The sequence below is a fragment of the Enterococcus sp. DIV0176 genome (genome assembly GCF_050528535.1).
In the GTDB taxonomy this organism is placed as follows: domain Bacteria; phylum Bacillota; class Bacilli; order Lactobacillales; family Enterococcaceae; genus Enterococcus_B; species Enterococcus_B thailandicus.
Genome location: NZ_CP172879.1, coordinates 1,635,302 through 1,657,282, shown reverse-complemented (window position 1 = coordinate 1,657,282; position 21,981 = coordinate 1,635,302). Strand labels below are relative to the sequence as shown.

The window sequence follows — 21,981 nt, the reverse complement described above, 5'->3', positions numbered from 1 at the left end:
TCTTAACTAGCGTAATTAGCTTGTGAAAGTTTATTCATTCTTTGAAATTGAAAAATTTTTTTAAATATTAAAGAGGAAAAGTTTTTTTATGATTAGTACAATGGGTTTGTAAGTAAATAACAGCGAAATGTTATTTAGGTGCAATACATTTGAAGGGAGGTGAAAGAAGTGAAAAGTTCAGCATATAAGAAGTTTGTTTTATTAAGTAGCGTGTTTCTAACTTTATCAGTAACAAATGATCTTGTAACAATTGTTTATGCAGAAACAGCTGACCAAACAACTCTCTCATCGGAAGCAACAGAAACAACAACCACTCAAACCTCTGAAAATTTAAGTGAGATAACAAATACTTCCGAAAAAGAGTCCAGTGAAAAAAATATTTCAAGTTCCATTATAACGGAAACTGAAACAAGTGCAACAGAAAAAGAAACAACAGCAGATGATGCAATCAAAAAAGATGTTCTCCCCGGAATAACTCCAAAAATTGCTACCGGCTCTGTTTCTTATAAAGCTAACTCTAGTGAATATACGTTAAATACAACTTATACAGGAACGATTACGTTGAGCAACAAAGATGGTGATTCGATTCCTGCAGGTACAACAATCGTTATTTCTATTCCGTCAGAAGCAATTGATTATAGCACGATTGATTTAACAGATGAAAACATTTCAAATTATTTTGATGTAACAATTGATGAAAGTGCGGGAACGCTCACGTTCGTGGTCAAAAAAGATATTGTTGGTAATACTACAATTTCGGCTGATTTTCATACAAAAGTAATTGGAACCCCTGGAACAACGTATAATGTGTCTGCAACGACGACATCAAACGGACAGGACATACCAACAATTGTTGGCACGCCTAAGTTAAAAGTAAATACCAATACACCGCCAATTTATAATTATGTTAACTCTTATTGGGGGATTTCAAATAGTAATCCTGGAAATTTTGTTGCAAGAGATGGCTCTGATATAGGTGGACTACCAACTGGTAATTTTAATCGTACGTCAGACGTGATTCAAAACTTTATTGAGGTAAACTATACTGGAGAAAACATTTTGCCTTCTGATTGCTTTTATCGTTTTGCTTGGTACATCGAACCAGTAGGAAACGGAAAAGTGACTATTACAGACGAAGACATAGCGAATATTGTTGTTCGAGATACGTTAACACAAGCAGTGATTCCTAAACAATATTACAAAGTGTATCTGGATTCTGGAAAGCCAGACAACAATGAAATTTGGATCGATTTACAGTCTGAAGACGTTTCGGGAGGCTATATCAAACGAGATGGTCGCTACGAAGCAAGTGTCAGCGCACATGCTAATAATGATAGTATCACTTACCCAAGTCAAGCTTATATCTATATGGCTACAGCTAATGGTGGGAATATCGGTGGTGGCGCACATTTTGATTTGAATAACCGGTTCTTGACGACTGGTGACAGTACCGTTTTTGCTAACTTAACTGTTGAAGATAAAACATTTTATGTTGGTGATCTAACAGACGAAAATATTAAAGAAAAATTATTAGAAAATATTACGGCTAGAGACACTGAAGATGGCGATATCAGTAAAGATGTGACAGTTGATTATAGTAGTGTTCAACCGAATACGCCAGACAAGTACCAAGTCACTTATTCTGTGACAAATTCTTCTGGACATCTCTCAACGAAGACGGCAACCGTTACGATTTTGGAAAAACAAGATGGTGCGCCAGTTACTGTGAAGTATGTTGATGAAGATCAAAATGAAATTGCTGAAGCAAAGGTTCTAAATGGAAAAGTTGGCGATCCTTACACTTCTCAAGCAGCAACAATCGATAACTATACTTTATTAGATGAACCTGATAATAAAGAGGGGCAATTTACAGATAAACCTCAAACAGTCACATATATTTATCAAGGCAAACTTCTCTTTGTTGATGCGCCAACTCAACTGCAATTTGGCGAGCACACCATTTCAGCAGGAGATGAAACTTACTCTTTAGAATCTTTGGATAAGAACTTACTCGTCCAAGATTTACGTAAAAATGGATCTACTTGGAGCTTAACTGCAAAATTGAATCAAGAATTCATTGGCACAACAACGAGCAAAAAATTAGGTGCTACACTGTATTACAATAATCCGACACAAGGTAAACAAGCAATCACAACAGACGAAAGTGTCGTTATCCATAATCAAACAACAAGCAACCATGATGAACAGAATGTGTCTCAAGACTGGCAGTCAAAACCCGACACTCTTCAATTATTCGTTCCTGGTGGAAAAGCTGTTGCGGATACGTACGATGCAACGATCGAATGGGATCTAAACGATGTTGTAGCAAATGAATAAGGGGATAGAAAGCTATGAAAAAAAGAAACAAGCGATTCGCTGCAGTACTATCCTTGATCTTATTCTTTGGTTTTGCTTCACGAGTTCAAGCAGAGCAAGTCGCTGATTCTGGTGGAAGTAAAGCAAGCGTTGGTTTTTACAAAACAGAGGATAGTAGTACAAGTGATTCACAAGAATATTCAAACAATCAGATCATCAATAATAACGATCAAACAACAAATAATACAGTGAACAACGATACAAGACAACTTGTTCCTGATACGACACAATCAGGTTCTTACAAAATAAGCTCTGGCATCCTGCCCAAAACAGGTACTGTTAACTCAGACCCGATTACACTTCTTGGAGTTGCCATGATGATTATCGGGGTCATTTATTTATTAAAAAAACGAAAAGAGGAATTTTAAAATGAAAAAAGCAATTATGGGAATCGTATTATCTGCAACTTTATTATCTGCAACAGCTGGGGCAACTGTTTATGCTGCTGACATTGATCAAAAAGATACAACTGGTGAAGTTGGTTTTAAAGCACCAGATACTGGCGCTTTAACACTTGTAGAGGCTGCTGACCTAGACTTTGGTATGCATGAAATCTCAGCTACTGACCAAAACTATACAACTGAATCAGATACTTTCAGCAAAGTTCAAGATTTACGTGGTACTGAAGCTGGTTGGGCATTACAAGTTTCTGAAGCTGGTCAATTTAAAAATGATACACATGAATTAACAAATGCACAAATTACATTAGTTTCACCAACGATTGATACAAGTTCAACAGCAGTTGCTCACGAAAAAGCAGGTGTTGTTTTGAAAACTACCAATGAAGCAGCAGTCATCATGGATGCTCAAACAGGTGAAGGTAATGGTTTAGCAATTGAAGATTTTGCTAAAGGTGCTGCATCTTTAAGCGTTCCTGGTGCAACAGTTAAAGTGGCTGGTCAATATACTACTACGCTTAACTGGGTATTGACAGATGGAGTTGCAAACAACTAACCATTCGTAAACGTGTAGGAATAGACAGTCATCCGGCTATCTATTCCTATTTTTTTGAAGGAGAAAAAAGATGAAAAACAAAGTCAAGGCTTTTTTATTATGTGCTATTTCAGTAGGTACGTTTTACTCATTTCAAAACGTGTCTGCTTCTGCGGTTGATTTTCAAGTAAATCCATTACCTTCTGAGAAACAGGTAGATAAGTCGTTATCGTATTACGATTTACAGCTGAAACCGAAAGAAGCAACAGAGTTAGTTGTTCAAGTGACGAATAATGCCAATCATCCAATTGTAGTCGATACAAATGTGGATCATGCATCAACAAATAGTAATGGTGTTGTGGAATATAAGAATAGTCAACAGTTTGAAGTAGCAAACTTAACAAATGATCTGAAACAGTTGGTGAAAGTCCAAGTCGATAAAATTGCGCTAAAAGCCAATGAAACAAAAGAATTAACTTATACAATTACTGCGCCAGAAAAAACGTTTGATGGAGTTGTAGCAGGCGGAATTAATTTGATAGAAGAGATTTCTAAAGAAACGCAAGACAGTGCTGCAAATAAGAGCAGTATGGCAGTCCAAAATCAATATGGATACACGATTGCACTTATTTTACATGGCGAAAAAGAAATCACAAAGCCGATTGTCGAAGCTGGCAAAATCAAGGTGGAACAAATTAACGGCCGAAATAGTATTAAATTCCCTCTAAAAAATACCAGTGCAATGTTTATCAATAAGCTAAATGTGAAGGGGGACATTCGCAAAGCCGATGAAGAAAAGGTGTTATACACTACGAAAATCGAAAACGGGCAACAAGCGCCAAACTCAGTGTATAACTTTGATATTCGAACCGATGGAAAAGAATTGAGTCCGGGTAAATACACGGCAACTCTGACTGCTGAATCAAAAGGAGAAAAATGGGAATTCAAACAAAATTTCACTATTTCGAAAAAAACAGCAGCTGATTTAAATAAAACGGCAATAACTAAGGAAGAAGATCACACGATGCTTTACCTGATTCTTCTAGTATGTGGTATTTTATTACTTCTTTTTATTATTATCTTTATCTACATTCGTAAGAAAAATCAGAAAATCAAAAAATTAATGAATGAACTACAGAAAGAAGATAGCGCCAGCTAAATAGTAGCTATTTTAAAGAGGAATCGTATGAAGGAACTATTTGAAAAAGAGACGTTAGCAAAGCTGATGTTATTCTCATATATTGATAATTTAGACACTGACTCTTTTGCAGTCAAAGATATTGAAAAACAATTTGACTTAACTTATTTTCGGGCAAATAAACTTTTAGGTTTATTAATCGAAGACTTTAAAACGATGGAGCTGGATGATTACTTCTTTATCTCCAAAAATAAAAGTAAATATATTTATAAGAAAAACTGTTTGGATTCTATCAATCGTTTGATTTGGAAATATGGTAGAGAATCTTATTTATTTAGTCTTTTAGATTACTTCTTAAAAAATGGTATGAACACCAAAGAAATAATGGAGAACTATAGCTATTACCACTATGTAAGTGTTTCTTATTCCTATGTCATCAAAAATAAATTGGAAGCATTTTTGGAGATGCACCAAATGAATTTTTTGGTTGAAAATGTAAGTGAAAGCAAGTTACGCATTTTTTTAGCACAGATTTATTTTTATATTTTTAAAAATTATGAAAATCCTTTTTCAGCGGAAGAGTGGACAACTGCGCAAGCTTTTATTGAGGAATTACAAGAATTAAAAGTAATCGAGCCAATTGAAAAATTGAAAAAAACAAAACTTCTGTATTATTGTTTGGTTTCTTTTTTTAGGGTAGAAAACAAGCAAAATAGTGGCGATGAGGTATTGCTTGTATCAACTGATGAACGCTATATGGAACCAATTATCTTAAGTTATCGCAAATTTGCGGAAAATCGGGATGAAGTCAAAACTGAAGACGTCATCACGTTGATCAACTATTTGAGAGTCAACCATTATCTTTTTCAGGAAAAAGACAGTAGCTTAAAAAAAGAAAATGATCTTATGCAACTAACACGCAATTTGTTAACTACAGTAGGAATCGAACAACCAGATGAAAAGCTTAATAACCAGTTATACGAATTGTTGTTTAAATTTTCTTATTACAAAGATAGTCTATTAGACGGTCATTTTTATGTCATCTTAGATTTCTTTTTTGATGGTTTTGGTCAAGAAGCAGAGCGAATTTTACAATTTTTGCGTAATAAAGAAACGATTGCGGTGATTGGCAATCAAGCGGAAAGCCAACAACTATTATTAGAAACACTTTTACTTATCATCAACAGTCAAGCCTATCGAAATCAAAAACAAGCAATCACAATCACGATTGATTTCACTTTAGGAGAAGAATACAACAAGTACATTGCCAATAATATTGTGCATTTGCCGTTTGTTACCCTAAAAGTCGATAATCAGTACTCGGCTCAAACAGATATCTATCTATCAGATGTTCTATCCGAAGTAGTTGAGAGTGAATACTTAATTTGGAATAGTCCGCCAAGTTCAAAGGATTGGAAAGTCTTTGGGAATTTGGTATCAAAAATTTATGGAATGAGAAATAGCTTATGAAAAAATATTTAATCGTTTTTTTGTTTAGTTCGGTTATGCTGATGAATGGTGAAAAAGCAAGTGTTCCTAAACTTTATCATGCAGAAGAAGATGTGGTACACGAAGAAGAGCATACCCGTGAAACAAGTGTTGGCTTCTATGAAAAAAAGTTGAGGAAGAAAAAATCAGCACAACCAGTTGTTGGTTTTGCACCAAGTAATGGGATTAGTAAGAAGAAAGTCGCGAATTTTGGAAGTAGCTCAATCCCGGTAACTAAATTGGGGAATGTTTTCGAAAGTCTGTCCGGTACGCTTATCTTTGGAGGAAAATCGAATGAAAAAGAATAAAAAAGTTTATTTTCTGCTGTTTTTCTACATTGCTTTAGCGTTGGTCGCTTATCGGTACATTGAAAATTCAATTTTTACACAGCACATAGTAACTGCCGAGTATACGGTGGGCGACAACGTTGCAAACTTACCAACGATTCCATTTGAAGAAGTGCAGTCTGCGACGATGAATGATGTGTTTACGTTGAAAAATGAGGAGTCAACGGCAATCGGTGCATTATCAATCCCTGAATTAACATTAGCTGTTCCGATTTTTCCTGGAATCAGTCAAAGTGCTATGCTTATCGGTGCAGCGTCTATGTATCCGAGCCGGAATCCATTGAAAGAAAATATGATTTTTCTAGGACATCATTTAAGCGAAAAAGGTTTATTGTTTGGAAAATTAGTAGATGCGAAAAAAGGACAGCATATTGATATGACGTATTTAGGCAAAAGCTATCACTATGTAATAAGCGAGAAAAAGATAATTGATGAAAAAGAAGTCAATTACATCGAAGAAAATCCAGCAAAGACAGTAACGCTATTGACGTGTGATAAGGCAGCAGCAACAACAAAGCGCATTTTAGTTAAGGCAAAAATGATCGAGGATACACAAACAGCACTAACAAAAAAACAACTTTCAGCAAAAGAGCCACTTCAAATGATTGAACAGGTGAACAAAAAGGCAATGCATAAAGTTTATTTACAAATCGCCTTGTTTGGTTTGTTTGCAATCGTTGGAACAGGTGTCGTTTTATTTAGCAATAAGATTTGAGGTGTCACAATGAATTATTATGGAAAAATATCAAGTTATAAACAAAGATATTACTTGGAAAGAATTGCTAGTTTGAATCAAAAACTTCCGCGAATGGGTGCCTACAATTATCAAATAGAAACAATATTTTTAGAAAACTACTGTCCAGTTACATCTATTTCACTTTATCAAAAAAAGAAATGGATCAAAACTTGGCGAATCAGTGTTCAAAATGATGCCAATATCATTAGAAAAACAAAGGATGATTTTGTCATTGGCATTGATGGTCAATGGACGAATGCAAAAAATAAGATTTTAAATGATGCAAAATCGATTATTTTACAATCATAAATAACTTAAAAGTTGAAATACCCGATATGAATTGTATCAGGTATTTTTTTTATTGTTTCAAAGCGTTTTTTTAATATAAATCATTGGTTTCTATGGTTTTTAGTTATTTTAATTATAATAATTATTTTTAAAGTATATTTTCACTCAAATAAAATAACTTTTATATTTTAATTTTTTGTTATATTTTAATGTTGATGTTTCTTTTTTTAGGTGTTATATTAGTTCTTGTAAGCGGTTGTTACATAATTTGTTTATTTTTTGATATTATCGTTATAACTGTAATTACATAAAAATAAGTGTAGAGGTGTTTTGCTATGAAAAAATCATCAATTATTTTATCGTTATCAGGAGTTCTTTTTTCAGTCGCGCTATTAGGTCAAGCGCAATCAGTTAAAGCCGAGACCAGCCAGCCAGCTATTGAGGTTAAACAAGTAGAAAATAACGTAGATGTGTCGACGTGGGAAGAGTTTAAAGAAGCAATTAATAATGACACAGTGACAGATATCAGCTTGTCTTCCGATATCACAATGGCGACGACAGAATCAATTACGAACTTATCGAAAAACATTCATGGTAACGGACATACGATTGATGCCGACCTACATCAACTTTATTTTACGAAAGCAGATGCGGTTGGTTTGATGGAAAATGTGAAAATTATCAACACAGATATTTATGGACTACTTTGGAGTTCACATACAGCAAATATTACATATAAAAACGTTGAACATACAGGAAGACAAATGATTTATTTACCAGAAGGAAAGCTAACTTTAGATGGTAAAGTATCTAGTGTTTCTACAACAGAAGAAGTTTATCAAGGAAAAGAATTAGAAGTGAAACCAGGTGCCGTAATTAACTTTGAAAATGAATCAACTACCATTCCTGCTGTTCATATGATTTATTCAAAAGGCATCTTATCGGTTGGAAAAGATGCACAAGTAACAATCAAATCAAATACAACCTCAGTTTTAGGTGGGACAAACTTTTCTTTTGTGAATGAAGGGAATATCGTTGCGACTTCCGCTGATGATCGAGGAATCAATTTAGGAGCAAGCAGTACTTTAGAATTAAAAGACGGTAGTCATTTGAAAATTCACACAGACGATTCAGTTTATGAAAGTATCTTAGTTACATCTGGTAATTTATTCGTGAGAAAAGGTGCAACAATTGAAGCTGATTCAAATGGTAACCAAAGTACAATCATCGCAGGAAAAGAAATCGTTTTTGAAAGTGGCTCAAACTATTCAATTACCAATCATCACTCAGAGGGCCCCATTTTAGGTGGCTATGCAACAAAAGCGCATGTAACTTTGGATTCACCAACAGGCTACAATCTTTGGTGGATTGATCATGTAGAAGAAGAGGAACCCGAAGAAGTAATTGCGGGGCCGGTAAAATCGTCATTTAATATCTTAGGGTATACACATACAGGAATTAAGACCACGGATTTCTCATCAACTGATTCATATTTTGAAACGACACCATTTACAAATTACGGAAAAATTCAAGGGGGGGCATTTGTTGATGATGGCATCGTTACTGAGAAACCAGTTTTCAATGCAGTAACGGATCAAGACAAAGAGTTAACTGGAACAGGAACGCCGGGGGCGACAGTTAATGCTTATGTGGATGGTGTCTTGATTGGAACAGGAACAGTAGATTCAGAAGGAAACTGGACAATCACAATTGATCCACAGGCAGAAGGAACGAAAGTTGATGTGAATCAAGTCGTTGATGGAAAAGAAAGTGAAATGGTTTCACAAGTAGTTACTCATGAAGAAAAAGTTGATGCGCCTGTTTTTAATGTTGTCAATGATAAAGACAAACAGTTAACAGGACTTGGCGTACCAGGTGCAACAATCAATGCTTATGTAGATGGCGTATTACTTGGAACGGGAACCGTAGAAGCGGATGGTCGTTGGACAATCACAATCGAACCACAAACTGAAGGAACAAAAATTGACGTGAATCAAGTCATTGATGGAAATGAAAGTGAGTTTGTTTCACAAATTGTTAGCCACTTAGATCAGACTGTTAACTTCTTCAAAACAGGTTATTGGCAAAGTTATGGGTTGATTTTAGAAGGATCAATGGATAACGGAAACTTAGATTTAACAAATCAAGACGCTGTGAAGAAAACACTTCATTTGACAGCTGCAGACGGAACAGAGGTTGGTACGATTGCCTGTGCAAATCAAGATTGGTATAATCATGGTGTTTTCAATGGCTATCAAGGCATTATTGACAACACATTGCTAGGTGGATTAGAACCCGGGGAATATAAACTTAGCGTAACGTTGCAAGTTGGCGACTTTGACGAAACACAAGATTTAAATGTAACAGGATCTGTACGTGATGATTATCAGCATGTGTTTACAGACATTGAAGAAACGACAGTTGGTAGTCATACGATTTCAACATTGGACAAAGATGGAATTGGTTATTTAGTTGTAAAATAAAGGAATAATCAAAAGAAGCATTTGGGACAACAGATAATGTTCCAGATGCTTCTTTTTTAGGTAACGACAGCTTTGAGCGTTGCACAGATAAAGAAAATTTTTTTGCTATAATTAATCTGTAGAGTTGGTTTCTTTTTGACGTAGTGTTCGAGTCAATGTGAGGGTTAAGATTTCTGTGTGGTAGTGATAGTCCATTTGCTTCAAAAGTTCGATTGCAGCTCGTGCTTTTTTTTCGCCGTTTGGGTGGTTGGTAAGAATCTGCCAAAGACCTAAATAAAAATGATAATAATTTCGAAAAAACATCTGGTGCGCTTTATCTGAAAAATCATATAAAGTAGTTAGCAAGGCTGGAACGCCTTCTATATGGAAATCTTCAATTAACTCATGAATCGCGTTAACTAAGAGCACACAAATCACATTCCGTGCTTTTTCAAAATTTTTGTAGCGATCCATTGCTGGTAATATGGACTGAAAATAAAGTACACGATCAGTTGAGTCAAGTAAATCCAAGGTGTTAGCAAAAAATCGAAAATCTTCGATTGTCCAAGATTGGATACTACTTAACGTTTGTTTTATTTTTGTTGTTGTTTGTAAGCTGACGCTGTCTTTTGTTAGTTCATTGGTTTCTTGATAATAAACTAACTGATCTAAGCGAGCGTCTAATTGGAGTTTCCAAGGATGATCGGCTGAATGCTCTGTATATGTCTTTAAATAATGTTCCTTTAAAGAGAATAAAGCAGTGCTATCTGTTTGGTTGCCGCGTTTGCTAAATTCTTCGTAGAACCACTCTGTTTCAGATTCTTGATAATTCTGATGAATATAGAGAAACTCATCAATCTCCATTGGAAAGCGTGCCAAAATTTTGAGCAATAAATAAAAAGAGATATCGTGTTTTCCTTGTTCCAATCGAATGGCATATGATTTCGATAAAATATCTTGGTAGAGTACTTTTTGAGGCATATTTTTTTTTAAGCGAATCGTACGAATTGTTTCACCATAATTTTTCATGATTGCTACCTCCCTAACATGGATTTTAGCATCCAGGTAGTAAATAAGGTACTTTTCAGCTTGAACTTTTTTTTGGCAGTATAATTATGCCATTCCATAGCTAGCAATGGCTAAATATTGTTCATCAGTACAATGTAGTTGTGGAAAGGATGAGAAGAATAGGAGGAACTAAGATGGATTACTTAGTTAACGTGAAAATTAAATGGCAGCAATTAATAATTGGTAGCGCACTTTTGATTATGGGGTTCGGTTTATTATCACTATTTGAATGGACTTGGTGGGCATTGTTTTTTACGAGTATTCTTGCGTGGGTCGTTGTATTTGGTCCTGCTAGCAAAGAGATTTTTACTTTTCCAAGAAAATTTTGGGTGATTCCTTGTGCGGCACTTTTTTACTTGATTTTTGGCGGGGTCATAAGTGCGCTAACAAAAAGTATTGGATTTGACTGGACCAGTAATCCAGCAACAGGTAATCTGATGCTTTTGATCTTTAAGTTACCTTTTATGTTAATGGGGGAGGAATTATTAGGAATTGGTGTTCTGGAAGTTGCACATAATAAAGGCTTTTCCCTAACGATTAGTAATTTAATAAGTGCACTAGTTTTTGGGTTGATGCATGTATTTGTGTATTGGGACGGATCCATCATTTCAACAGTAATCCATGTATTGTTGTTGCAAGGTGCCGCGCGATTAATTTTTAATTATGTCTATATTATTACTGGAAGAAGTATTTGGGGATCTTGGTGTACACATGTTTTAGTGGATTTAGTTGCATTAAGTCTGTAAACAAGTATACGAATGTTAAAAAGTTTATGAGATTACGCGGAGCCGTTTATTTCATAAACTTTTTTTGTGTTTTTAAAAATTAGACTCTTACTTATAAGTTTGCTGGGAAAAGTTTAAAGCTTGTGAGATTCTGTTGCAAATGTCTTAGCTGTGATAAACTAAGGTGGAGTAGGAAAATGGAGGAATGAATGCATGCAAGATTACCAATATCCAATTGATTTAGATTGGACAACGGATGAAATGGTGACCGTAATGAATATGTGGGAAGCGTTAGAAAAAGCAAACGAAGCCGGCATTAATAATGAAAAATTTTTAGCTGCGTATCAGCAGTTTAAAACAGTGGTGAAATCTATTGGAGAAGAAAAGCGTTTAGGTCGAGAATTTGAAAAAGTTTCAGGCTATTCGCTGTATCGAACAGTTCAAATGGCGAAAAAAAATCAGAAAAAAACTTTGAAAATGAATGGGTGAACCAGATGGAACCAATAATTCACGAAATCAAAAGTTGGCTGCTTGAAGCGGGAGAACAAATCAAAGCAAGTGAAAGGCAACAACTAACTATCTTTGAAAAAACAAATCGAAAAGACTTAGTCACAAATATGGATCGAACAGTTCAACAATTCTTAGTTCAGAAGATTGCTGCATTCGATCCAGATGCAAGAATTCTAGCGGAAGAAGATGGTTATAATGAGTTAACTGACTTAACTGGACGAGTATTTATTATTGACCCCATCGACGGAACGCTCAATTTTGTGATGGAAGGCGAAAATTTTTGTATCATGCTGGCTATGTATGAAAACGGCGTAGGACAGTTAGGGTTTATTTATGATGTGATGCAAGAAGAACTTTACTGGGGCGGACGTGGAATAGGCGTCTATCAAAATGATTTGCAGCTTTCACAACCTGTGAATAAAACGTTAGAGGCTGGATTGTTAGGAATGAATGGCTATTTATTTGCGCATAATAAGTTTAATATCCGAACAATTGGTGAAAAAAGTATGGGGGTCAGAATCACTGGGTGTGCCGGCTTAGAAATGATTGCAATGCTAAAAGGAAATCATATTGGCTATTTGTCAAACTTGAGTCCATGGGATTATGCGGCTGGTTGTGTTTTGTTAACAGAATTCGGTTTCTTCTATAGTAATATGAATGGCGAGCAGTTAGCATTTCATGGGCGTGAATTATTTGTAGCAGCAACTCCGAAAGCGTTCCAGCAAATCCACTCATTCTTAGAAATCTGAGTAGGCAGGTACAAATGAAACTTAAAAAAGCTGTGAAACGGAATTTTTCGAGATGAAAATGAAAAAAAGTTGATAGTTTATTAAGTTTCGCGAAAAAATGAAAACATTTCACTATATTTCATGAAAAAAGTTTGCTATAATAAGCAGTCGAGTAAATTGCCCTGTCAGAAATAAACTGATAAAAGAAGGAGTTAGTTACATTGAATTATAGAAACGATATCCGTAACGTAGCAATTATTGCCCACGTCGATCACGGAAAAACAACATTAGTTGATGAGTTATTGAAACAATCAGATACATTAGACGCACATACACAATTACAAGAACGTGCGATGGACTCAAATGCATTAGAAAAAGAACGTGGAATCACAATCTTAGCTAAGAATACAGCTGTTGATTATAAAGGTATTCGCGTAAACATCATGGATACACCTGGACATGCGGACTTCGGTGGTGAAGTTGAACGTATCATGAAAATGGTTGATGGCGTAGTTTTAGTTGTTGATGCTTATGAAGGTACAATGCCTCAAACACGTTTTGTTTTGAAAAAAGCTTTAGAACAACACATTACACCTATCGTTGTTGTTAATAAAATTGACAAACCGTCTGCTCGCCCTGAACACGTTGTTGATGAAGTTCTTGAACTTTTCATCGAATTAGGAGCAGATGACGACCAATTAGATTTCCCAGTTATTTATGCTTCTGCATTGAACGGAACTTCAAGCTTATCTGATGATCCTGCAGATCAAGAAGCAACAATGGCACCAATTTTTGATACAATTATTGAAAAAATTCCTGCGCCAGTTGATAACAGTGACGAACCTTTACAATTCCAAGTTTCATTGCTTGATTACAATGATTACGTTGGACGTATCGGTATTGGTCGTGTGTTCCGCGGAACAATCAAAGTGGGCGATCAAGTTGCTTTGATGAAACTTGATGGAACAGTTAAAAAATTCCGTGTAACAAAATTATTTGGTTTCTTTGGTTTGAAACGTTTAGAAATCGAAGAAGCAAAAGCTGGAGATTTGATTGCTGTGTCTGGTATGGAAGATATCTTCGTTGGAGAAACTGTTACACCAGTCGATCATCAAGATGCTTTACCAATCCTACACATTGATGAACCAACTTTACAAATGACTTTCTTAGTTAATAATTCACCATTCGCAGGTCGCGAAGGTAAATATGTAACAGCTAGAAAAATCGAAGAACGTCTAATGGCTGAATTACAAACTGACGTGTCGTTACGTGTTGAACCAACAAATTCACCTGATGCTTGGACTGTTTCAGGCCGTGGGGAACTACATTTATCAATTTTGATCGAAACAATGCGTCGTGAAGGTTATGAATTACAAGTTTCACGTCCAGAAGTTATTGAAAAAGAAATTGATGGTGTAAAATGCGAACCTTTTGAACGTGTACAAATCGACACACCGGAAGAATACATGGGTAGTGTGATTGAATCACTAAGCTTGCGTAAAGGTGAAATGCAAGATATGGTTCATACTGGAAATGGCCAAATTCGTTTGACTTTCTTAACACCGGCGCGTGGCTTGATTGGTTACTCAACAGAGTTCCTTTCAATGACTCGTGGTTATGGTATCATGAACCACACATTCGACCAATATTTACCAATGCTAGCTGGTCAAATTGGTGGACGTCACCAAGGTGCATTAGTTTCTATTGATACTGGTAAAGCAACTACTTACTCAATCATGAGTATTGAAGAACGTGGAACAGTCTTTGTAGAACCAGGTACAGATGTTTATGAAGGTATGATCATTGGTGAAAACAGCCGTGATAATGACTTAACAGTTAACATTACAAAAGCAAAACAAATGACCAATGTTCGTTCTGCTAACAAGGATCAAACTTCTGTAATCAAAAAACCTAAGCAATTAACACTTGAAGAATCTCTTGAATTCTTGAATGATGATGAGTACTGTGAAGTAACTCCAGAATCAATTCGTTTGAGAAAACATATCTTAAACAAAAATGCTCGTGAAAAAGCATCTAAAAAGAAAAAATAATTCATTGATGAATGAATAATCTTAAGACCAGCTCGTTCAAAATGAGCTGGTCTTTTTTTACCTGTGGAGAAGTGAGAAAGAAAAGGAAGAAAAATCTCGTAAAAACAAATAAGAACTTTTAAAAGTTTTCTTAAAGTTTTAAAAAACCAGTGAAAATGTTTCATACTTTATATTTGTTTCACAAATGAAACGAGTACTTGTATTGCTCCAACTCTCGAAGTAAACTAAAAAAGAAAGGAGTCACAACATGTATGAAGTATTAAAAAAATATTTTGGCTATGAACAATTTCGTCCTGGACAGCAAGAAATCATTCAAAAAATTTTTGAACAACAGGATGTATTAGGAATCATGCCGACTGGTAGTGGGAAATCAATCTGTTATCAACTCCCGGCAATTATGATGGATGGACTAACAATTGTTGTGTCACCCTTAATTTCCTTGATGAAAGATCAAGTCGACGCTGCCAACCAACTAGGCATCCCTGCTACGTTTATCAACAGTTCGCTAACAGGAAAAGAAACAGCCGAAAGATTTCAGTTATTGAATCACGATCAGTGTAAATTACTTTATGTTGCACCAGAACGTTTTATTATGCCTGATTTTCAGCAGGCAATGAGCTATTGGAAAGTTGAATTGATTGCAATCGATGAAGCACACTGTATTTCACAGTGGGGACATGACTTTCGTCCAAGCTATTTGCAAATGGCTGAAGTTTTAACTCAATTACCAAGTCGACCAGTAATTGTAGCGTTGACAGCGACGGCAACCATTCAAGTTGCTGCAGATATCAAAAGACTTTTAAAAATCCCTGATAGTAATCATATTCAAACTGGTTTTGCTCGGGAAAATTTGACCTTTCAAGTAATCAAAGATCAAAAAAAGGAACAATACTTAATTGAATATTTAAAAATCAACAAAAATCAATCTGGAATTATTTACGCGGCGACCCGAAAAGAAGTTGATCGTGTGTATCATTTGCTACAAAAGTTTGGGTTTTCAGTTGGACGCTATCATGGTGGGCTAAATGAACGTGAGCGGACCGAAATGCAAGAAGCATTTTTGTTTGATCGTGTTCAGCTGATTGTAGCAACCAACGCATTTGGTATGGGAATCAACAAAAGTAACGTTCGCTTTGTCATCCATTATCAAATTCCTGGATCCTTAGAAGCTTACTATCAAGAAGCAGGTCGGGCTGGTCGAGATGGATTACCAAGTGAAGCAATTTTATTGTTTGCTGCTCAAGACATTCAAGTTCAAAAGTTTTTTATCCAACAATCACAGCGTGACGAAGGACAAAAGCAAAAAGAATATGAAAAATTAAAAGCAATGACTGAATATGCGTATATTGAGTCTTGTTTGCAGCAATATATCTTAAATTACTTTGGTGAAAAGAGTCTACCTTGCAATCGATGCGGAAACTGTTTAGACGATCGCGAGCTGATTGAAGTAACAACTGAAGCGCAAATGGTTTTGTCATGCCTTAAAAGAATGGGTGAAGCTTACGGAAAACAGCTTTTGATGAAAGTTTTGGCGGGTTCTAAAGAACAGAAAGTAAAAACGTTAGGATTTCAACAATTATCGACCTACGGGCTATTGAAGAAGCAATCTCAAAAAGATATTTTACAACTCATTGAGTATTTGATTTCAAGCGGTTATCTGTTATCTGTGACGGGTGAGTTTCCAGTACTCAAGGTGACTGATAAAGGAATCCAAGTGTTGAAAAATGAACAGAAGGTTTATCGAAAAGAAGCGAAAAAAGTTCGGCAATTGGCAGAAGATGATACTTTGTTTGAACAGCTTCGTGAGTTGCGAACTGACTTGGCTGCTGATGCAGGTGTGCCACCTTATGTGGTTTTCTCTGATTCAACATTGAAAGAATTGAGTCAGGTACGTCCAACAAATCGACTAGAAATGTTACAAATCAAAGGTGTAGGACAAAGTAAATTAGATAAATATGGCGAGGCATTTTTAAAAATTTTGAATGAAACAACTTAAAAAAATAACAAATAACTACTTGTTTTACAAAAGTGATTTTTTATTTTGTAGAAAAGTTTGTAACCTGAAAAAAATTTGTGTCTATGTAAGAAAAAATGGATAAAAAAAGCGAGGAATCCCTTGATTTTACTGTTCGTTAAAAAATCAAGTATGTTATAATGAATAAATTAGAATAGGGGGTAGACATAGATGGATTCTCTAACCAAAGAATTCGCCGTTCATGTATTAAAGGAAGATGCAAATCGGATCAAACGATTGATTCGCAATCAAAAAAACAGTTTGTGTATTTCACAGTGCAAAGCATTTGAAGAAGTTGTTGATACGCAAATGTATGGTTTTTCTCAACAAGTTAGCTTTGCTATTCGTGTGGGAATCATTGAAAAAGACGAAGGACAGCTAATTTTGAGTGAACTAGAGCGTGAATTGAATCAGTTATATAATGATGTTTATCAGGAAAACTATGAAAAAAATGAAAGTGGCAAGGAGGAATAAACTTGCCTAAAAAAGTAAAAAAACGGCATTTAATGGACTATACGATTTTAATTCCCTATTTGATTTTGTGTGCACTAGGCTTGATTATGGTCTATAGTTCTACTTCATATTTATTATTAGAAAATGGTCAAAATCCCATGTCATCGGTGATCAATCAAAGTGTCTTTTGGGTATTGAGCTTAGTGGCAATCGCACTTTTATACAAGATGAAGACAGATGTTTTGAAAAATCAGCGACTCATTATGATTGCTTTTGTTGTCTTGGGACTCTTGTTGATAATCGTGCTATTTTTTGGGAAAGAAGTAAACGGAGCCAAAGGTTGGCTAACAATTGCAGGTTTTTCCATTCAGCCAGCGGAGTATTTAAAAATCATTGCCATCTGGTATTTGTCATTGACGTTGGCAAATCGTCAAAATGGTGTGCAGAAAGATTTTGTGGGTTCGATTAAACGACCCTTAGCATTGGTTCTCGGATTGACAGTTATCGTGGCTATCTTACCCGATTTTGGGAACGCAACAGTAATCTTCTTGATCGTTTTAGTTATGCTTTTAGCAAGTGGTGTAAACTACTACTACACTTGGATTGTCGGAATTGGTGGAGTTGGCTTAAGTATTTTTGTTATTTGGCTGATGAATGTTACGCATGGGAAAATTTTACCTGCACGTTTGCAGTACATTTATAGCCGCTTTTCGATTTTTCAAAATCCATTTGCTGATGAGCTGGATAAAGGACATCAAATGGTCAATGGTTATTATGCAATTTTCAACGGTGGTTTGTTTGGCCGCGGTTTAGGTAATAGTATTCAGAAAAAAGGATTTCTGCAAGAGGCACAAACAGACTTTATTTTCGCTATCGTTGTAGAAGAACTTGGGTTGATAATGGCAGTCTTGATTTTAGCTTTGCTATTTTTCATGATTGCTCGCATTATCTTAGTTGGAATTCGCTCAAGTGATCCATTTAATTCATTGTTATGTATAGGAATTGGCGGAATGTTTTTGATCCAAGTGTTTATCAACTTGGGTGGGATTACTGGCGTTATTCCTTTAACTGGGATTACCTTTCCCTTTTTAAGTCAGGGAGGATCAAGTTTACTGATGCTCTCGGTGTGTGTCGGATTTGTACTTAATATTAGTGCAGATGAAAAACGGAAAAGTTTAGGATTATACTAAAAAAGATGTAGGAGTGGTTCGATGAAAAAGGTTTTAGTTGCTAACCGTGGAGAGATTGCCGTGCGAGTATTTCGTGCTTGTACAGAATTAGGAATTAAAACTGTTGGGATCTACGCACAAGAAGATGAATATTCTGTCCATCGCTTTAAAGCGGATGAAGCTTATTTGGTTGGTAAAGGAAAAAAACCAATTGATGCGTATCTTGATATTGAAGGAATCATTGAAATTGCGAAAGAATGCGGTGCGGATGCCATTCATCCTGGTTATGGATTGTTATCAGAAAATTTAAGCTTTGCTCGTCGTTGTGAGGAAGAGGGCATTATTTTTGTGGGACCTAAACTTCACCATTTAGATATTTTTGGTGATAAGATTAAAGCAAAAACTGCTGCAATTGAAGCTGGAATTGCTTCCATTCCTGGGACAGATGGACCAATCGCAACTGTCGAAGAGGCATTACAATTTGCTGATACTTACGGTTATCCAATCATGATCAAAGCTGCCCTTGGCGGTGGCGGCCGTGGGATGCGTGTTGCTTATGATGAAAAGAGCGCTCGTGAAGGGTATGAACGTGCTAAAAGTGAAGCAAAAGCTGCTTTTGGTAGTGATGAAGTCTATGCAGAAAAATATATTGGTAATCCCAAACATATTGAAGTCCAAATCTTAGGTGATACTCATGGAAATGTGATTCATCTTTTTGAACGTGATTGCTCTGTTCAACGCCGTCATCAAAAAGTCGTTGAAGTTGCACCATGTGTATCTTTAAGTGAAGAACAGCGCCAAAAAATTTGTGAAGCAGCTGTTCAGTTAATGAAACATGTTGGTTATGTGAATGCAGGAACTGTTGAATTTTTAGTGGAAGGGGAGAACTTCTACTTTATTGAAGTCAACCCACGTGTCCAAGTTGAACACACGATCACTGAAATGATCACTGACGTAGATATTGTAACTACCCAATTATTGATTGCCCAAGGAAAAGATCTCCATAAAGAGATTGGGTTGCCACAACAAAAAGATCTTCAATTGAATGGTTCAGCTATCCAGTGTCGAATTACAACGGAAGATCCATTGAACCACTTCTTGCCAGACACAGGGAAGATTGATACTTATCGTTCACCAGGTGGATTTGGTGTTCGTTTGGATGTGGGTAACGCCTATGCTGGTTATGTCGTTACACCTTATTTCGATTCATTGTTAGTAAAAGTGTGTACGCATGCGGCGGATTTCGATACAGCAATCCAAAAAATGGAACGTTGTCTGAAAGAATTTAGAATCCGTGGGGTCAAAACGAATATTCCATTTATGCTAAATGTGATTACTCACCCGGAATTTCAGTCTGGCCATGCCAAAACGACGTTTATTGATAATACACCTCAATTATTTGAATTTCCACGTTTACGTGACAGAGGAAATAAAACAATGAAATATATTGGCGAAATCACGGTGAATGGCTTCCCGGGAATCGAAAAAATGGAAAAACCATTTTATGATGAACCAAGAATTCCAACTTCATTGGAACTTCGTCAAGACTATGTGACAGCAAAAAATGTTTTAGATGATCAAGGTGCAGATGGTCTGGTTGATTGGATTACAAATCAAGAGAACCTTCTGTTAACAGATACGACATTTAGAGATGCACATCAAAGTCTGTTAGCTACGCGTGTAAGAACGCAAGAATTCAAGAAAATTGCTCGCTTAACTGGTGAGGCGTTACCTGAATTATTCTCAAGTGAGATGTGGGGTGGCGCAACCTTTGATGTTGCTTATCGTTTCCTAAATGAAGACCCATGGCAACGACTTAGAAAAATCCGTGCATTGATGCCTAATACATTACTACAAATGCTCTTTAGAGGATCAAATGCTGTTGGTTATTCTAATTATCCAGATAACGTTCTAGCTGAGTTCGTACAAGAAGCAGCGGCACAAGGAATTGATGTTTTCCGAATTTTTGATAGTTTGAACTGGACACCGCAAATGGAAAAAAGTATTCAAGCAGTTCGTGATGCAGGAAAAGTGGCTGAAGCAGCAATTTGTTATACTGGTGACATCAATGACCCAAGTCGTGCAAAATATAATGTGCAGTATTATAAAGATATGGCAAAAGAGCTGGAGCAATTAGGTGCCCATATCATTGCAATCAAAGATATGGCAGGTTTATTAAAACCACAAGCAGCTTATCGCTTGATTAGTGAATTAAAAGCAACAACAGACTTACCAATTCATTTGCATACACATGATACTAGTGGCAACGGGATCATTACTTACTCTGCTGCTTCAAAAGCAGGTGTTGATATCGTCGATGTGGCAATGAGTGCAATGAGTGGAAATACGAGTCAACCAAGCATGAGTAGTTTGTATTATGCTTTGGTAAACGGTCCACGTTTACCAGAAATCAATATTGAACATGCCCAAAAACTGAATCATTATTGGGAAGATGTCAGAATGTATTATAAGCCTTTTGAAAATGGCCTGAATGCTCCTGAAACAGAAGTGTATATGCATGAAATGCCTGGTGGACAATATTCGAATCTCCAACAACAAGCAAAAGCTGTTGGTCTTGGCCATCGTTGGGATGAAATCAAGAAAATGTATCATACAGTTAACCTGATGTTTGGAGATATCGTAAAGGTGACACCTTCTTCTAAAGTAGTAGGAGATATGGCGTTATTTATGGTTCAAAATGATTTAACAGAAGAAGCTATTTATGAAAATGGGGATAACTTGAGTTTCCCTGAGTCAGTCGTAACATTTTTCCAAGGAGAACTTGGTCAGCCTGTTGGTGGATTTCCAGAGAAACTGCAAGCAATCATCTTGAAAGATCGTCCAGCATTTACGAAACGTCCAGGATTATTAGCTGAACCAATTGATTTTGAAAAAGTAAAAGCAGAATTGGCAGAAAAAATTGGTTATACGCCTCGCAAAGATGAAGTGTTGAGCTATTTGATGTATCCACAAGTCTTTTTAGATTACCAAACGTCCTATAACCAATTTGGAGATGTTACGTTACTGGATACACCGACATTCTTCCAAGGAATTCGTTTGGGCGAAACAGTGAATGTTCAAATCGAGCGTGGAAAAATCTTGATTATTCGTTTAGATGAAATTGGGGAACCTGATATTGATGGAAACCGAGTATTATTCTTTAATTTGAACGGACAACGTCGTGAGATTCTCGTTAAAGACAATTCAATTATCAGCTCAGTTCAAACGAAACGTCGTGCTGAACCAACAAATAAAGAACAAATCGGGGCAACGATGTCTGGGTCTGTTTTAGAAGTATTAGTGAAAAAAGGTGACGTAGTCAAAAAAGGTGATACGTTATTGATTACAGAAGCAATGAAGATGGAAACAACGATCGAAGCACGTTTTGACGGAAAAGTCGAACATGTCTACGTGAGTGCTGGCGAAGTCATCAATTCAGGTGATTTGTTAATCGAAGTGACCGAACAATAAAATTTGATGAAGGGTGGAATTAAA

General features: G+C 36.1%; 18 protein-coding genes. 17 read left to right on the top strand and 1 reads right to left on the bottom strand.

Features of this window, described 5'->3' with window-relative positions; all coding sequences use genetic code 11:
- The first annotated feature begins 168 nt into the window (after positions 1-168).
- The 9 genes from IGJ66_RS07700 to IGJ66_RS07660 all read left to right on the top strand — a co-directional run bounded on the left by IGJ66_RS07700 (position 169) and on the right by IGJ66_RS07660 (position 9,789).
- Positions 169-2,337, top strand: coding sequence for a MucBP domain-containing protein (locus tag IGJ66_RS07700; protein ID WP_430616460.1), 2,169 nt, complete (start codon positions 169-171; stop codon positions 2,335-2,337).
- Between the two features lie 14 nt (positions 2,338-2,351).
- The gene (locus IGJ66_RS07695; protein ID WP_430616459.1) at positions 2,352-2,744 is read left to right on the top strand and encodes an LPXTG cell wall anchor domain-containing protein; all 393 of its coding nucleotides are present in this window, start codon (positions 2,352-2,354) and stop codon (positions 2,742-2,744) included.
- A 1-nt stretch (position 2,745) separates the two neighbouring features.
- Positions 2,746-3,330, top strand: coding sequence for a WxL domain-containing protein (locus IGJ66_RS07690; RefSeq protein WP_430616458.1), 585 nt, complete (start codon positions 2,746-2,748; stop codon positions 3,328-3,330).
- Between the two features lie 70 nt (positions 3,331-3,400).
- On the top strand, positions 3,401-4,468 hold the full coding sequence (locus tag IGJ66_RS07685) for a DUF916 and DUF3324 domain-containing protein (RefSeq protein WP_376021728.1): 1,068 nt from the start codon (positions 3,401-3,403) through the stop codon (positions 4,466-4,468).
- Positions 4,469-4,495: 27 nt separating this feature from the next.
- Positions 4,496-5,917 carry a hypothetical protein gene (locus IGJ66_RS07680; RefSeq protein WP_071869199.1) on the top strand — a complete coding sequence of 474 codons (1,422 nt, stop codon included), beginning with the start codon at positions 4,496-4,498 and terminating at the stop codon, positions 5,915-5,917.
- On the top strand, positions 5,914-6,243 hold the full coding sequence (locus IGJ66_RS07675) for a hypothetical protein (RefSeq protein ID WP_067481245.1): 330 nt from the start codon (positions 5,914-5,916) through the stop codon (positions 6,241-6,243). Before IGJ66_RS07680 ends, IGJ66_RS07675 begins: the two co-directional genes overlap by 4 nt.
- Positions 6,230-6,997, top strand: coding sequence for a class A sortase (locus tag IGJ66_RS07670; RefSeq protein WP_349702555.1), 768 nt, complete (start codon positions 6,230-6,232; stop codon positions 6,995-6,997). The genes IGJ66_RS07675 and IGJ66_RS07670 overlap by 14 nt, the downstream gene beginning before the upstream one ends.
- A 9-nt stretch (positions 6,998-7,006) precedes the next feature.
- Positions 7,007-7,327: a hypothetical protein gene (locus IGJ66_RS07665; RefSeq protein ID WP_067481249.1), complete on the top strand. Its 321-nt coding sequence runs from the start codon at positions 7,007-7,009 to the stop codon at positions 7,325-7,327.
- Positions 7,328-7,641: 314 nt separating this feature from the next.
- Entirely contained in the window at positions 7,642-9,789 is a 2,148-nt protein-coding gene (locus IGJ66_RS07660) for an Ig-like domain-containing protein (protein WP_430616457.1), read from the top strand.
- Between the two features lie 111 nt (positions 9,790-9,900).
- On the opposite strand, the gene IGJ66_RS07655 is transcribed toward IGJ66_RS07660, so the two are convergent.
- A complete protein-coding gene (locus tag IGJ66_RS07655) occupies positions 9,901-10,797 on the bottom strand; it encodes a hypothetical protein (protein ID WP_430616456.1) in 897 nt (298 codons plus the stop codon).
- Between the two features lie 173 nt (positions 10,798-10,970).
- On the opposite strand from IGJ66_RS07655, the gene IGJ66_RS07650 reads away from it, so the two are divergent.
- From IGJ66_RS07650 to IGJ66_RS07615, 8 genes are all read left to right on the top strand, one after another.
- Positions 10,971-11,582: a CPBP family glutamic-type intramembrane protease gene (locus IGJ66_RS07650; protein WP_067481256.1), complete on the top strand. Its 612-nt coding sequence runs from the start codon at positions 10,971-10,973 to the stop codon at positions 11,580-11,582.
- A 192-nt stretch (positions 11,583-11,774) separates the two neighbouring features.
- Positions 11,775-12,050, top strand: a complete 276-nt coding sequence (locus IGJ66_RS07645; protein ID WP_067481258.1) for a UPF0223 family protein — start codon at positions 11,775-11,777, stop codon at positions 12,048-12,050.
- A 5-nt stretch (positions 12,051-12,055) separates the two neighbouring features.
- The gene (locus tag IGJ66_RS07640; RefSeq protein WP_067481260.1) at positions 12,056-12,820 is read left to right on the top strand and encodes an inositol monophosphatase family protein; all 765 of its coding nucleotides are present in this window, start codon (positions 12,056-12,058) and stop codon (positions 12,818-12,820) included.
- A gap of 200 nt (positions 12,821-13,020) precedes the next feature.
- Positions 13,021-14,850, top strand: coding sequence for a translational GTPase TypA (gene typA / locus IGJ66_RS07635; protein ID WP_067481262.1), 1,830 nt, complete (start codon positions 13,021-13,023; stop codon positions 14,848-14,850).
- Positions 14,851-15,097: 247 nt separating this feature from the next.
- Positions 15,098-16,846, top strand: coding sequence for a DNA helicase RecQ (recQ, locus tag IGJ66_RS07630; RefSeq protein ID WP_067481264.1), 1,749 nt, complete (start codon positions 15,098-15,100; stop codon positions 16,844-16,846).
- Positions 16,847-17,035: 189 nt separating this feature from the next.
- Positions 17,036-17,338 (top strand): YlaN family protein, encoded by a 303-nt coding sequence (locus IGJ66_RS07625; RefSeq protein ID WP_071869204.1) that lies wholly within the window; start codon positions 17,036-17,038, stop codon positions 17,336-17,338.
- Between the two features lie 2 nt (positions 17,339-17,340).
- Positions 17,341-18,507 carry an FtsW/RodA/SpoVE family cell cycle protein gene (locus IGJ66_RS07620; RefSeq protein ID WP_067481268.1) on the top strand — a complete coding sequence of 389 codons (1,167 nt, stop codon included), beginning with the start codon at positions 17,341-17,343 and terminating at the stop codon, positions 18,505-18,507.
- Positions 18,508-18,528: 21 nt separating this feature from the next.
- On the top strand, positions 18,529-21,957 hold the full coding sequence (locus tag IGJ66_RS07615) for a pyruvate carboxylase (RefSeq protein WP_284590421.1): 3,429 nt from the start codon (positions 18,529-18,531) through the stop codon (positions 21,955-21,957).
- Positions 21,958-21,981: the final 24 nt, after the last annotated feature.

Excerpts from the sequence above, each read along its gene's own strand:
- IGJ66_RS07695 (WP_430616459.1), top strand. The coding sequence starts at position 2,352 with ATGAAAAAAAGAAACAAGCGATTCGCTGCAGTACTATCCTTGATCTTA.
- IGJ66_RS07690 (WP_430616458.1), top strand. The coding sequence starts at position 2,746 with ATGAAAAAAGCAATTATGGGAATCGTATTATCTGCAACTTTATTATCT.
- IGJ66_RS07685 (WP_376021728.1), top strand. The coding sequence starts at position 3,401 with ATGAAAAACAAAGTCAAGGCTTTTTTATTATGTGCTATTTCAGTAGGT.
- IGJ66_RS07680 (WP_071869199.1), top strand. The coding sequence starts at position 4,496 with ATGAAGGAACTATTTGAAAAAGAGACGTTAGCAAAGCTGATGTTATTC.
- IGJ66_RS07675 (WP_067481245.1), top strand. The coding sequence starts at position 5,914 with ATGAAAAAATATTTAATCGTTTTTTTGTTTAGTTCGGTTATGCTGATG.
- IGJ66_RS07670 (WP_349702555.1), top strand. The coding sequence starts at position 6,230 with ATGAAAAAGAATAAAAAAGTTTATTTTCTGCTGTTTTTCTACATTGCT.
- IGJ66_RS07665 (WP_067481249.1), top strand. The coding sequence starts at position 7,007 with ATGAATTATTATGGAAAAATATCAAGTTATAAACAAAGATATTACTTG.
- IGJ66_RS07660 (WP_430616457.1), top strand. The coding sequence starts at position 7,642 with ATGAAAAAATCATCAATTATTTTATCGTTATCAGGAGTTCTTTTTTCA.
- IGJ66_RS07655 (WP_430616456.1), bottom strand. The coding sequence starts at position 10,797 with ATGAAAAATTATGGTGAAACAATTCGTACGATTCGCTTAAAAAAAAAT.
- IGJ66_RS07650 (WP_067481256.1), top strand. The coding sequence starts at position 10,971 with ATGGATTACTTAGTTAACGTGAAAATTAAATGGCAGCAATTAATAATT.
- IGJ66_RS07645 (WP_067481258.1), top strand. The coding sequence starts at position 11,775 with ATGCAAGATTACCAATATCCAATTGATTTAGATTGGACAACGGATGAA.
- IGJ66_RS07640 (WP_067481260.1), top strand. The coding sequence starts at position 12,056 with ATGGAACCAATAATTCACGAAATCAAAAGTTGGCTGCTTGAAGCGGGA.
- recQ (WP_067481264.1), top strand. The coding sequence starts at position 15,098 with ATGTATGAAGTATTAAAAAAATATTTTGGCTATGAACAATTTCGTCCT.
- IGJ66_RS07625 (WP_071869204.1), top strand. The coding sequence starts at position 17,036 with ATGGATTCTCTAACCAAAGAATTCGCCGTTCATGTATTAAAGGAAGAT.
- IGJ66_RS07615 (WP_284590421.1), top strand. The coding sequence starts at position 18,529 with ATGAAAAAGGTTTTAGTTGCTAACCGTGGAGAGATTGCCGTGCGAGTA.